This window comes from uncultured Chitinophaga sp., assembly GCF_937898475.1.
Classification (GTDB): Bacteria; Bacteroidota; Bacteroidia; order Chitinophagales; family Chitinophagaceae; genus Chitinophaga.
In genome coordinates this window covers 72,403-84,511 of record NZ_CALEJS010000025.1, presented here as the reverse complement: position 1 = coordinate 84,511, position 12,109 = coordinate 72,403, and the positions used below count along the sequence as shown (strand labels likewise).

The following is a 12,109-nucleotide window of genomic DNA, read 5'->3' as shown; positions in this document are numbered from 1 at the left end:
ACGCAAGCAGGCACAGGATGCGTTATCTTTTTAGCAGGCCCGGAATGGCAGCAAAATTGAGCAGGAATAAAAAAACGATTCAAAGATGGAAGCAGCGATATTACCCCGGTTTGGAGATGCCGGCGCCTTTACGATAGCAGATATTCCCATACCCCGGCCCTCCGCCGGACAACTGCTGGTTAAGATCAAGGCTGCCGGATTGAACCCGGTAGATTACAAAACACGTACAGGAAGCGGACAGGCCGCACAATTCACCCTTCCCGCCATACTGGGTTGGGATATTGCCGGCCAGATAGCAGATGCAGGGCAGGGGGCGCATAAGTTCAGCCCGGGAGACCGCATCTTCGGTATGAGCAACTTTCCCAAACCAGCAAATGCTTACGCCCAGTTTGCCGTAGTACAGGAAGATGAATTTGCCCTGGTACCCGATAATATATCAGACGAAATGGCCGGGGCTACCCCGCTGGCCGCTCTTACCGCCTGGGAAGCGCTTTTTGACCACGCCGGGCTCAAAGCCGGTATGCGGGTATTGATACATGCGGCTGCAGGCGGTGTGGGGCACATTGCCGTACAGCTGGCCAGGATCACTGAAACCTATATAATAGGCACCGCCTCTGCCCAGAACCATCCCTGGGTGAAAGAACTGGGCGCCAATGAAGTGATAGACTACCGCGAACAGCGCTTTGAAACCGCCACAGACCCGGTAGATGTGGTGATCGATATGATGGGAGCCGAAACCTCCCTTCGCTCCCTGGACATCATCAAACCCGGCGGCGTTCTGGTATGCCTTCCCTCCAGGTATAAAGACGATCCCGCCGTACTGGCAAAGGCAAAGGAAAAGCAGATCCGCGTGATCTGGCCTTTTGTCAAACCTTCCGGCGCACGCATGGAGCAGATCGCGGCACTGATGGAAAGCGGTAAACTCACCGTAAAGGTAGCCGCCGTCTTCTCACTAAAAGAAGTGGCCAAAGCGCATGAGCTGCTGGAAACCCATCATGTGCAGGGGAAGGTGGTACTGACGCCTAATGCTGCTCCATGTTAAGCTATTGGGAAAAACAAAGCCTGCTGCAATATGACTATATCATACTGGGCAGCGGTATTGCAGGCCTTTCTACCGCCATCAGCCTGAAAGAACGGCTGCCGGCGGCCAGGGTATTGGTGCTGGAAAGGGCCCTGCTGCCTACCGGCGCCAGTACAAAGAACGCCGGCTTTGCCTGTATCGGCAGCCTTACCGAAATACTGGCAGACCTGCAAAGCCTGTCGCCCGAACAGGTTACCGCCCTGGTGACCCAACGCCGTAAAGGTCTGCAAATGCTGCGGCAGCGCCTGGGCGACGAACGCATCGGTTACCGCGAACAAGGCAGCTATGAGCTGATCAGCGAACAGGAACTGCCTGCCCTGGATCAGCTATCCGCTGCGAATGAGCTGTTACAGCCCGTACTGGGTGGCGCCGCCTTCACGCTCGTAAATGAATACATACCCCGCTTTGCATTTAACGCGCAATATGCCCGCGCCCTGCTGCGTAACAATTACGAAGGGGAGCTGCATACCGGTAAAATGATGCGCGCCCTCATCGACCTGGCCATTGAGAAAAAAGTGGAGATCAAAACCGGCTGCAATGCCATGCAGGTGGAAGAGATCCGTGGGGGCGTAAACGTTATTGTGAAACAGGATGCCACACCGGAAGAGATCACTTTCCACTGCAGCCGCCTGGCCATCTGCACCAATGCCTTCACCAAAACCCTCCTCCCTGAACTGGATCTGCAGCCTGGCCGCGGCCAGGTGCTCATCACCAACCTGATTCCCGACCTGCTCTTTAAAGGCATTTTCCATATGGACGAAGGCTATTTTTACTTCCGCGAGCTGGACGGCAGAGTTCTCTTTGGCGGAGGCCGCAACCTGGACTTTGCAGGTGAGGCCACCACCGCATTCGATCTCAACAACAAGATCCAGCAGGTGCTCGAAGAAAAATTACGCAGCATCATCCTTCCCGGCCGTTCCTTCACGATTACCGACCGCTGGACCGGCATCATGGCCTTTGGCCCTGATAAGCAGCCCATCCTCCGGCCCTTCTCTGCGTATATTTTCCTGGGCGTACGTATGGGCGGCATGGGCGTAGCTATTGGCAGCGCAGTGGGAGAGGAGCTGGCAAAGATGATGATCAGTCATTAAGATACGTTGTAAGATATGTTTGCCTGATCTAGTATTTTTCTCTAAACCAAAATACTTTCCTATATTGATCCGTTTTTTACCAAATCGCAACCCTATTCTGGTTTGCTTTCATATTATCCAAAAAATAAAGCCATTATTCAACACCACGTTAAATAATTATGCAAAAGAGCTTACAATTCCTGGACTACGCCGTGTTTCTGGTGTACTTTATTATCGTAGCCGGTTACGGCCTTTACATCTATAGAAGGAAAAAGAAAGCCACCACGGATACGAAAGACTTCTTCCTGGCCGAGGGCTCCCTTACCTGGTGGGCCATTGGCGCATCCCTCATCGCTTCCAATATTTCTGCAGAACAGTTCATCGGGATGTCCGGCTCCGGTTTTGCAATGGGTCTTGCTATTTCCACCTATGAGTGGATGGCGGCGGCCACGCTGGTGATTGTAGCCATTTTCTTTATACCGGTGTATCTCAAGAATAAGATCTACACCATGCCGCAGTTCCTTGCACAGCGGTATGATAACCGCGTAGCTACGGTAATGGCCGTTTTCTGGCTGTTGCTGTATGTTTTCGTGAACCTTACATCCATCCTGTACCTGGGCGCCCTGGCGGTGCAAACCATCTCCGGTTTCAGCTTCAGCACCTGCGTACTGGGACTGGCCATTTTCTCGGTGTTCATTACCCTGGGCGGTATGAAGGTGATTGGTTATACAGACGTGATCCAGGTGTTCTTCCTGATCCTGGGTGGTCTGGCCACTACCTACCTGGCCCTGAACCTCGTGGCGGATAACTACGGCGGGAACGGCTTCATGGATGGCCTCGGGCTGCTGCGCCAGAAAGCGCCGGAGCATTTCCATATGATATTCGACAAATCAAACCCGCATTATAATGATCTGCCCGGACTGACCGTACTGATAGGCGGGATGTGGATCGTGAACCTGAACTACTGGGGATGTAACCAGTACATTACGCAGCGCGCACTGGGCGCAGACCTGAAAACTGCCCGCGGTGGTATCCTTTTCGCCGCCTTCCTGAAACTGCTGATGCCCGTGATCGTGGTGCTGCCCGGTATAGCCGCTTACGTGCTGTACAAACAAGGCATTTTCCAGGAAGAGATGGTAGATGCCGCAGGCCATGTAAAACCCGACCACGCCTATCCCGTGTTGCTTAACCTGCTGCCGGTAGGTCTGAAAGGCTTGTCCTTTGCTGCCCTCACCGCCGCTATTGTGGCTTCACTGGCAGGTAAGGCCAACAGTATCAGTACTATTTTTACCCTTGATATTTACAGGCACTATTTCAAGAAAGATGCTACAGAAGAGCACCTGGTAAAAACAGGCCGTATAGCGATCATCGTAGCTACCATCGTGGCGGTGATAGTGGCGCCCCAGCTCTCCAACCTGGATCAGGGCTTCCAGTATATCCAGGAATATACCGGCTTTATCTCCCCCGGCGTATTTGCGATCTTTATACTGGGCTTCTTCTGGAAACGTACTACCTCCGCAGCTGCCCTCACAGGTGCACTGCTGTCTATACCACTGTCCACCGTCATTAAGTTCACCATGCCGGAAATGCCTTTCCTTGACCGTATGGGATGGATCTTTGTGGTGATCATAGCCATCATGGTGATTATGACCCTGCTTGATCCCAAGAGCAAGAACAACCCGAAAGGCCTGGAAGTGGACGCATCCATGTTCAGGACCTCCGGCGGTTTTGCTGTGGGCGCCATCCTGATATGCGGTATACTGGCTGCTTTATACATTGTATTCTGGTAATCGTGTAAACGTTTGATCGTTTAATCGTTTGAAAGTTGCCCAAACGGGCAGGACACCTTCAAACCTTCAAACCTTCAAACGCTCAAACTCCCAAACTTTTTTGTGACATGTATTTAATAGGTTACGATATCGGGTCATCTTCTGTAAAAGCCGCGCTGCTGGATGTGGACAGCGGCAAATGTGTGGCCAGCGCTACCAGCCCTGCACAGGAAATGCCGATGCAGGCGCCGCAGGCTGGCTGGGCGGAACAGGATCCCGAACGCTGGTGGCAGGAAGTACAAAATGCTACCCGGCTGCTGCAGCAAAAACATGCCTTTGATGGTAAAACCGTTGCAGGTATAGGCATTGCCTACCAGATGCACGGATTGGTTTGTGTAGATAAGGATCAGCTGGTACTGCGCCCTTCCATTATCTGGTGTGACAGCCGCGCGGTGGGTATCGGTAACAAGGCTTTTGCCCAGCTGGGACATGAATACTGCCTGGAGCATTTGCTGAACTCTCCCGGGAACTTCACCGCTTCTAAACTGCGCTGGGTACAGGAGAATGAACCACAGCTCTATGCCCGCATTCATAAGGTGATGCTGCCCGGCGATTTTATTGCCATGCGGCTTACCGGTGAGGCCTGCACCACCATTTCCGGCCTGTCTGAAGGCATCTTCTGGGATTTTTCGGCCAACGACGTTGCACAGTCCCTGCTGGATTACTATAAGATCGACCGTTCTTTGCTGGCGGATATAGTGCCCACTTTCGGCCTCCAGGGCAGGCTGAGCGAACAGGCGGCAAAACTGCTGGGCCTGGCCCCCGGTGTGCCGGTTACTTACCGCGCCGGCGATCAGCCCAATAACGCCTTTTCGCTGAACGTGCTCAACCCCGGAGAAGCGGCTACCACGGCCGGTACCTCGGGCGTGGTGTACGCGGTGCACAACCAGATCGCTTTTGATGAGCAAAGCAGGGTGAACACCTTTGTACATGTGAACAATACGGAAAAGGATATACGCAACGGTGTGCTGATGTGCCTCAACGGTACGGGTATCCTGAACAGCTGGTTAAGGAACGCCACCGGTACATTGCCTTATGAGGAAATGAACGCACTGGCCGCTAACGCGCCTGCAGGAGCCGCCGGACTGCGGATCTATCCTTTTGGCAACGGTGCAGAGCGCATCCTGGCCAACCAGGATAGCGGCGCGTCCATACAAAACCTGCAGTTCAATGTACACGGCAGGGAGCATTTGCTGCGTGCCGCACAGGAGGGTATTGTATTTGCGCTGGCTTATGGGGTGGATATTATGAAGCAGATGCAGATGGACATACGGCGTGTAAGAGCAGGTCATGCCAATATGTTCCTCAGTCCCCTGTTCCGCCAGGTGTTTGCCAATACGCTGAATGTAGTGATAGAGCTGTATAATACTGATGGCGCCCAGGGCGCGGCCCGCGCCGCAGGGATAGGGGCAGGTCTGTTTACAGCGGCAGACGCCTTTAAAGGAATGGAGTGCATTGCCACCGTAGAACCGGATGAAGGGCAGCAAACTTACCAGCAGATCTATGCTGACTGGCTGGAAGGAATGACCAAATCCCCGTTACAACTCGGGTAAGCAATATAAGAAGGGTTCAGTCTACAGGCTGAACCCTTTTTCTTCGTCCTTATTTAATTTCAGCGTAAGGCTGTCGTAGTTTTTCTTCTCAATACTGTACACTGCTATCTTCCACTTTTGCATCAGGGATTCAATGCCGCTTTTGGTTGCGCCCAGTCCTTTTGCTACAACTTATCGAAGTAGTGTGCTTCGTAAGTATCCGGGTGAGCTATAATAACGGCAAAGTGTGTATTAAAATCGATGCTGTTGATATAAGTATCATACCCGCCCTTGTTGAAAGGATCATCCAATATGCGGTGCAGGTTATTGGCAGGCAATACCGCTGTTAATTTCGTGTAGTCAGCACCTTTACCGTTACCAGCAATTGCCCGGTATGCCGCATGGTATGTTCTGCCGCATGGAACAGTAACCCCAGCATGGTAGAAGGCAGTTGTTTACGGCCTACCTTCCTTATTTCAGTCAGCTGCGCAGGTTCCGTGTTCTTTAATTGTTCAAGCGCCAGCGTTACCTGTGTATCAAATGCCTGTAACAATGCCTGCAGGCTGGTGTGCCCGCCGGCTTTACCCTCTGTGGCCAGGTACTGCAGCTGTGCAGTGGAAAGCGCGTTTCCCTGTGCATAAGTGAACAAACGGTCCAGCACCCCGCGCAGGTGTTGCAGGTGAAACCCTGCGGATGCCAGGCCTGCTGGCCGTTCCCATAGTAAAGCTTCCGGAAAATCATTCATCAGCTCCAATATCTCTTCTCTTGCCTGCAGCAGGGCATGCGCCGCCGGTTGCAACAGCGCCGGTATGCCTGGCAGCGGGCCGCGTAGCCATACTTCCGGTAATTTTGTATCCGCCATTTCTTATTTTTTAACGAAGATATGCTGCAGGTTGGGTAATTTAGGCCTCAATTTGCAACACATTGTATGTCATTTACTATAGATACATTTCAGCAGAACGGGTTTGATATAGTTGCCCTGAAAGATAATAAGAATGGCGCGCAGGTGGAGATCATTCCCTCCCATGGCGCTATGTTGCATGCTTTCCGCATACAGCACAAAGGACAGTCCTTAAACCTCATAGACAATTTTGACAGTAAAGAGGCCTACCAGGAGCAGTTTGCCACTACTTTTAAAGGGGTGAAGTTAAGCCCGTTTGCGTGCCGTATTCCGGATAAGCAATACGAATGGCGGGACCAGTCATATACCATCAGCAAATCGGTACTGCCCGATCATGCTATACACGGGCTCTTATACGACGCAGCTTTTTCGGTGGCGGAACAAACCGCTACTGCCGAAGGCGCCAGCCTGCTGCTGAACTATGATTACAAGGCAGAGGACGCCGGTTATCCTTTCCACTACAATTGCCGGGTACGCTATACCCTGCTGCCTGATCATCAGCTTGAAATAAAGACCACGCTCAGTAGCCATGAAGCCACGCCCATACCGGTGATGGACGGCTGGCATCCATATTTCACGACTGGTGTGCCGGTGGACGAGCTGGAGCTGCAATGCTCTGCTACGTGGCTGGTAGAGTTTGATGAGCGCCTGGTGCCCAACGGCAATCTGGAGCCCTGCGAAGAATTTCTGCAACCCATGCTGCTGGAAGGCGTAATGCTCGACAACTCCTTCCTGCTGAGCTTTGATGAACCGGGTCCGGCGTGCAGCCTGTATGACCGCAAACAAGGCATCACCATCGATTTTTACCCGGAAGATACTTACCCAGTATTACAGGTATATATACCACCACATCGCCGCAGTATTGCCATAGAAAACCTGAGTGGTGTGCCGGACGCATTTAACAATGGTATGGGATTATACCAGCTGGAACGCGATGAGCCGCGCACTTTTGGCACGCGTATTCAGGTTCGGCTGGCATAGTCTTTGGATTTCCTTACTGTAACCTTATTTGTTCACCATTAAACGGAATGTTATGGATACGTTACAGATCAAAGGAAAATGGAATGAGATCAAGGGCAGATTAAAACAGCAGTATGCAGACCTTACTGATGATGACCTGCTGTATGAGGAAGGTGAAGAGGACAGGCTGATAGGCAAGCTGCAGCAGAAATTGGGGAAATCCAGGGACGAAGTAATTAAAATGCTGAGATCTGTCTGATTCAGAAGCTTATTTTCCCGTTATAAAAAAATCCTTCCCTATAAGGAAGGATTTTTCTTTTTTTTAACAACTTGTGAGTTACTTTGTTCTAATTTTTCATCCATATCTCACGAATGAAATACATCAGCGCTTTATTGCTTGGATGCTGCATGATAGTGGCACAGCAATTACAGGCCCAGGTAACCGTTACCGGCCAGCTTACAGACAAGGATAACAAGCTCCTTGTGCTGCCCTATGCCTCTATCATCAATAAGACCACCGGCAAGAGAGCCTATTCCGACCAGGGTGGCTTTTACCGGATCACTGCCAGCTCCCGCGATATGATCGTATTTACATTTGTTGGCTATAAACCAGACAGCATTGTGGTACAGCAGTCCAGCGGCACAGAAACCCATAATGTGGAACTGCAGGTAGAGGGCAGGGTGCTGCGTAGTGTGGAAGTAACTGCGCATTATACGCCTTATCAGCTGGACTCTATCGCCCGGCGCGACCAGTATGGATTTATCCTGGATAAGGTGAACAAACCCCTGGCAGGGGATAATACCCCCCAGGGTTTCGGGCTTACCTTCAGCCCTATTACGCGTTTTTCAAGAAGAGAAAAGCAGAAAAGGGAGTTCAAGAAGAATTTTGAGAAAGCCGAACAGGAGCGGTATGTGGATTCCCGCTATACACCGGTGCTGGTGTCGCAGGTGACCGGACTTAAAGGCGATACCCTGCTGCAGTTCATGCATGATGTGCGCCCGGATTATGAAACCATGCGCATGATGCGCCACGAAGACCTGCTTTACTGGATCACGGATAAATACCGGGCCTGGAAGAAACAATAGACCGCCCCGCGCGGATGTCTGATATTGAAAAGGGCTGCACCGTTAAAGTGCAGCCCTTTATTTTTATTCTAAGGCCAATTTATTGCTGTTATCAATTATACACCTTCACCATGTACACAAAATCTTCCAGCTTCCTGATCTGATCTACCCGGCTCAGGGTATTCAGGTTGTTTTTACGGGTCCATTCCCTGCGGGGCAGCTTTTCCTTCGGCATTTCTTCCAGCAGGCGTTTCAGGTGGAAAGATTTAACGGCAAAGGCTATACCGTCTGAGGTGGTTTGTTTGCCGGTGATGATACCTACAATATTACCCTCATTATCCATCAGGGGGGCGCCGCTGTTGCCGGGGTTTACGGGGATGGAAACCTGGTAGGCTACCGTATCGCCATTAAAGCCCGTTTGGGCGCTGATATACCCCTTACCATATACGATCTCGTCGCGCGGATAGCCCATGGTGAACACTTCCTCGCCTAACCTTACCGCCTGGGGTTTCAGGCTATAGGGGAGGGGCTGGCTTTTAAAGGTGCTGTCTGCTATTTTAAGAATGGCCAGGTCGGCAGATATATCCTCAAATATGCTGTTGGCTTTAAAGGCCTCGCCTTTGTTGTTCTGCACGTATACAGAGTCTGCGCCGGATACCACATGATAATTGGTAATGATGTACCCGTTGGTGGAAATGGCAAAGCCGGTTCCGCCATAGGTGCCCGGGTTGGCAGGCGCTTTCTTGTTATTGTTGATGTCTTTGATCAGGGCGTTCTGGGAGCGTTGAATATTGTTCAGCACCCGCCTTACATCCTCATACTGGGAAGTGCTCTTTTGCCGGGCGGCCTGTTGCATGATGGCGATGGTAGCCAGGGAGGTTACCAGGGCAATACAGGCGGCAGCCGCCAGGTTGGTAAGGGCCCGTCTGCGAGAATAACCTGATTTGCGCAGGGGGCGTACGATTGCCTGGGGTTTGGGGCGCAGCTGCTCCATGTTGACAGATGCGTGGATCTTGTCCATCCGTTGCTGCAGATCTTTGCGCCGGCCGTATTGTTGAAATGTATCCAGGAAAATTTGCTGCTCCAGCACCTGTTGATCCAGTGCGGCATCCGCTTTCCGGCGTGCCTCAAAAGCGGCCCTTTCAGACTCGCTCATCTGGCCCTCCAGGTAGCGTTCTATTTCCTGTAATATTTGAAACTCATCTTTCATCACCGTTCCCTTTATAGTTGTTTGGTATAGTTAGACTCCCTTTTATTAATATGGTTTACCCTGTGTATTGGTCAAAAAAGAGTTTCTTTAACCGCATCAGGCATTTATACTTCTGGTTTTTGGCATTGTCCGGGTTGGTATAACCAAACTTCCCGGCAATGTCCTGCATGGATAGTTTCCGCAGGTAATAATCCTCAAGCAATGTCTTGCAGGGTTCGCCCAGTTTACCCATAGCCTTTTGCATTACATTGAACTGTTCGTCCCTTTTCCGGTGTTCCTCCATGCTATCTTCCAGGGGGAGGGACTCTTCCAGTCCGTCTGAGAGCTCCACCTGCCAGGTGTTGCCCTGTAATTTCTTCAGCCACAGGTGGCGGCAAACTGCATAAAGGAAAGTTTTCAGTTTGCTGTAAAGGTCAAAGTCGCCCTGCTGCACTTTTTCATATAGCACGATCATGGCTTCCTGGAAAAGGTCTTTGGCATCATCCTCCGACCCGTTATTCTGCAGCACCATCCTCAATATGGCCGGAAAATTATCCAGGTAAATGGTTTTCAGCGCCTTGTCGTCATCCCGGGCCAGTCCTTCCAGTAGCTCTTTATCCCTTGCTATGTTTAGATTATCATTCACTTATTAATACAATTATGGGCTTTTGGTAACCCAATGTAGGGAAAAATAAATTTTTTTCATTTTGGCGGGTTACCTTTTCCTGAACCTGGTATAAAGATTAAATTAATTACTTAACCTAAAAACATTGTACAATGAAGAACGTACTGAAAATTGGTTTCCTGGCACTGGCTTTTGGTCTTTTTGTAACTGCTTGCGGTTCTGGCGCCGGCACAACTGAATCAACTGATTCTGCAACCGAAGCTGCTACTGAAGCCATCGATTCTACTGCTGCAGTTGCTGATTCTTCTATGAACGCAGTTGCTGACTCAGCAAAATCTGCTATTGATTCTGCTGCTACTCAACACTAATCTGAAAGCAAGCAAAAAAGGTTATTATAAAAAGACCGTTCGGATCATTCCAGGACGGTTTTTTTATGCCCGGACCTGCCGGATGTACCGTTTTTTTGAATGAAAGCCAGGTTTATAGCCCTTTTATTAAAAAATATATAATTTTTTGAGGGTGGCCTTGGATAATAAAAAGCACAGCGTATTTTTGTTGGGCAATTAAGATTACTTATATGATCCGCACAACGACCTTTGGATACTTTTATGGTTTTTACTTTTTCTGGTACCAGAAATAAGGAGGTCGTTTGTAAGTATCAATAAATATAAAGAAACTAGCAAAAGGGCCTCCTGAAGAAGGGGCCCTTTCTGATTTAATAAGATTACAGTTTACAGTTATGTTACAAAAACGTTTCGGCATTTATTTCTTCTACTTTTTCTTTTACTTCTTTTACGTGGAGAAGGCCGGGACTCTTTTGTAAATAACTGATCACATAAGATTTTACAAATAAAGGGTCCCGGCTCTCCCGGGACCTTTTTTATTCCGGCAAACGGAAATCATTAACAAAAACGACTAACAATTAACGACTAATTTATGCGGATCGCAATCCAGGGTTTTGAAGGATCTTTTCACCAGATAGCTGCACAGAGCTACTTCGGAAAGCAAACAGAGGTGGAATGCTGCGCGTCTTTTGCAGAACTGGTAAGAAAAGCAAAGCAACAACCCGATGTGGACGCCGGTGTAATGGCCATAGAAAATTCCATTGCCGGCAGCATTTTGCCCAACTACAGCCTGCTGAAAAATTCAGGCCTGCATGTAAACGGCGAAGTATACCTGCAGATCAAACAGCAGCTCATGGTACTGCCCGGGCAAACGCTGGAGGATATACGGGAAGTACATTCGCACCCAATGGCCCTGCTGCAGTGTATGGACTTCCTGGAAAAGCATCCGCATATTAAACTGGTGGAAACAGAAGATACCGCGCTCAGTGCCAGACATGTGGCCCAGAAAAAGCTGAAAAGCACCGCCGCCATCGCCGGCAAACTAGCCGCAGAGATCTTTGGTCTCGATATCATCGCCCCCAACATCCACACCGCCAAAAACAATTACACCCGTTTCCTGGTTATCTCCCGTAACGGTGTAACACCCGCTCCCGACGCAAATAAAGCCTCCGTATATTTTCAGACCTCTCATGACAGGGGAAGCCTGGCCAAAGTGCTGACCAAAATTGCAGAAGCAGGTATTAACCTTTCTAAACTGCAGTCTTTTCCCATACCGGCTAAAGAATGGACCTACTATTTCCACGCCGATATGGAATTTGACCACCAGGATCTTTTCCATAAAGGCCTGGAGCGCATTACGCCAATGACAGAACATCTGAAAGTATTAGGGATCTATAAAAAAGGTAATACGCATTGAAAACTCCAAATACCAACATCCAAATTCCAAAGAAGACATTACCTGGAAACTGGATGCACTGGTTGGAATTTGGTATTTGGAATTTAAACTCTGGAA

The 12,109-nt window shown here is 50.0% G+C and carries 13 protein-coding genes; 9 read left to right on the top strand and 4 right to left on the bottom strand.

The window, feature by feature from the left end:
• Window positions 1-85 precede the first annotated feature (85 nt).
• From Q0577_RS16540 to Q0577_RS16525, 4 genes are all read left to right on the top strand, one after another.
• Window positions 86-1,042 (top strand): NADP-dependent oxidoreductase, encoded by a 957-nt coding sequence (locus tag Q0577_RS16540; protein WP_298738148.1) that lies wholly within the window; start codon window positions 86-88, stop codon window positions 1,040-1,042.
• Entirely contained in the window at window positions 1,036-2,172 is a 1,137-nt protein-coding gene (locus Q0577_RS16535) for an FAD-dependent oxidoreductase (RefSeq protein ID WP_298738146.1), read from the top strand. Before Q0577_RS16540 ends, Q0577_RS16535 begins: the two co-directional genes overlap by 7 nt.
• A 158-nt stretch (window positions 2,173-2,330) precedes the next feature.
• Window positions 2,331-3,941: a sodium/sugar symporter gene (locus Q0577_RS16530; protein WP_298738144.1), complete on the top strand. Its 1,611-nt coding sequence runs from the start codon at window positions 2,331-2,333 to the stop codon at window positions 3,939-3,941.
• Between the two features lie 107 nt (window positions 3,942-4,048).
• Complete coding sequence (locus tag Q0577_RS16525) at window positions 4,049-5,533, top strand: FGGY family carbohydrate kinase (RefSeq protein WP_298738142.1); 1,485 nt, start codon at window positions 4,049-4,051, stop codon at window positions 5,531-5,533.
• A gap of 164 nt (window positions 5,534-5,697) precedes the next feature.
• Here the strand turns inward: Q0577_RS16525 and Q0577_RS16520 are convergent, their stop codons facing one another.
• Both Q0577_RS16520 and Q0577_RS16515 read right to left on the bottom strand, forming a co-directional pair.
• On the bottom strand, window positions 5,698-5,850 hold the full coding sequence (locus Q0577_RS16520) for a hypothetical protein (RefSeq protein WP_298738140.1): 153 nt from the start codon (window positions 5,848-5,850) through the stop codon (window positions 5,698-5,700).
• An 8-nt stretch (window positions 5,851-5,858) separates the two neighbouring features.
• On the bottom strand, window positions 5,859-6,374 hold the full coding sequence (locus Q0577_RS16515; RefSeq protein ID WP_298738138.1) for a DinB family protein: 516 nt from the start codon (window positions 6,372-6,374) through the stop codon (window positions 5,859-5,861).
• A gap of 66 nt (window positions 6,375-6,440) precedes the next feature.
• Here Q0577_RS16515 and Q0577_RS16510 point away from each other — a divergent pair, with 66 nt between their 5' ends.
• From Q0577_RS16510 to Q0577_RS16500, 3 genes are all read left to right on the top strand, one after another.
• Window positions 6,441-7,394: an aldose 1-epimerase gene (locus tag Q0577_RS16510; RefSeq protein ID WP_298738136.1), complete on the top strand. Its 954-nt coding sequence runs from the start codon at window positions 6,441-6,443 to the stop codon at window positions 7,392-7,394.
• A 52-nt stretch (window positions 7,395-7,446) separates the two neighbouring features.
• Window positions 7,447-7,632 carry a CsbD family protein gene (locus Q0577_RS16505; protein ID WP_298738135.1) on the top strand — a complete coding sequence of 62 codons (186 nt, stop codon included), beginning with the start codon at window positions 7,447-7,449 and terminating at the stop codon, window positions 7,630-7,632.
• Between the two features lie 113 nt (window positions 7,633-7,745).
• On the top strand, window positions 7,746-8,459 hold the full coding sequence (locus tag Q0577_RS16500; protein WP_298738134.1) for a carboxypeptidase-like regulatory domain-containing protein: 714 nt from the start codon (window positions 7,746-7,748) through the stop codon (window positions 8,457-8,459).
• Between the two features lie 91 nt (window positions 8,460-8,550).
• Here Q0577_RS16500 and Q0577_RS16495 read toward each other — a convergent pair whose 3' ends face one another.
• Together Q0577_RS16495 and Q0577_RS16490 are read right to left on the bottom strand one after the other, a co-directional pair.
• Window positions 8,551-9,648, bottom strand: a complete 1,098-nt coding sequence (locus Q0577_RS16495) for a serine protease (protein ID WP_298738132.1) — start codon at window positions 9,646-9,648, stop codon at window positions 8,551-8,553.
• Between the two features lie 55 nt (window positions 9,649-9,703).
• Window positions 9,704-10,273 carry a sigma-70 family RNA polymerase sigma factor gene (locus Q0577_RS16490; protein WP_298738131.1) on the bottom strand — a complete coding sequence of 190 codons (570 nt, stop codon included), beginning with the start codon at window positions 10,271-10,273 and terminating at the stop codon, window positions 9,704-9,706.
• A gap of 131 nt (window positions 10,274-10,404) precedes the next feature.
• Between Q0577_RS16490 and Q0577_RS16485 the strand changes: the two genes are divergently transcribed.
• A complete protein-coding gene (locus Q0577_RS16485; protein ID WP_298738129.1) occupies window positions 10,405-10,620 on the top strand; it encodes a hypothetical protein in 216 nt (71 codons plus the stop codon).
• A gap of 568 nt (window positions 10,621-11,188) precedes the next feature.
• Window positions 11,189-12,013 carry a prephenate dehydratase gene (locus tag Q0577_RS16480; RefSeq protein ID WP_298738127.1) on the top strand — a complete coding sequence of 275 codons (825 nt, stop codon included), beginning with the start codon at window positions 11,189-11,191 and terminating at the stop codon, window positions 12,011-12,013.
• Window positions 12,014-12,109: the final 96 nt, after the last annotated feature.

What these genes read in the sequence shown, in the direction of transcription:
- Q0577_RS16540 (WP_298738148.1), top strand. Translation starts at nt 86, where the DNA reads ATGGAAGCAGCGATATTACCCCGGTTTGGAGATGCCGGCGCCTTTACG.
- Q0577_RS16535 (WP_298738146.1), top strand. Translation starts at nt 1,036, where the DNA reads ATGTTAAGCTATTGGGAAAAACAAAGCCTGCTGCAATATGACTATATC.
- Q0577_RS16530 (WP_298738144.1), top strand. Translation starts at nt 2,331, where the DNA reads ATGCAAAAGAGCTTACAATTCCTGGACTACGCCGTGTTTCTGGTGTAC.
- Q0577_RS16525 (WP_298738142.1), top strand. Translation starts at nt 4,049, where the DNA reads ATGTATTTAATAGGTTACGATATCGGGTCATCTTCTGTAAAAGCCGCG.
- Q0577_RS16515 (WP_298738138.1), bottom strand. Translation starts at nt 6,374, where the DNA reads ATGGCGGATACAAAATTACCGGAAGTATGGCTACGCGGCCCGCTGCCA.
- Q0577_RS16510 (WP_298738136.1), top strand. Translation starts at nt 6,441, where the DNA reads ATGTCATTTACTATAGATACATTTCAGCAGAACGGGTTTGATATAGTT.
- Q0577_RS16505 (WP_298738135.1), top strand. Translation starts at nt 7,447, where the DNA reads ATGGATACGTTACAGATCAAAGGAAAATGGAATGAGATCAAGGGCAGA.
- Q0577_RS16500 (WP_298738134.1), top strand. Translation starts at nt 7,746, where the DNA reads ATGAAATACATCAGCGCTTTATTGCTTGGATGCTGCATGATAGTGGCA.
- Q0577_RS16495 (WP_298738132.1), bottom strand. Translation starts at nt 9,648, where the DNA reads ATGAAAGATGAGTTTCAAATATTACAGGAAATAGAACGCTACCTGGAG.
- Q0577_RS16485 (WP_298738129.1), top strand. Translation starts at nt 10,405, where the DNA reads ATGAAGAACGTACTGAAAATTGGTTTCCTGGCACTGGCTTTTGGTCTT.
- Q0577_RS16480 (WP_298738127.1), top strand. Translation starts at nt 11,189, where the DNA reads ATGCGGATCGCAATCCAGGGTTTTGAAGGATCTTTTCACCAGATAGCT.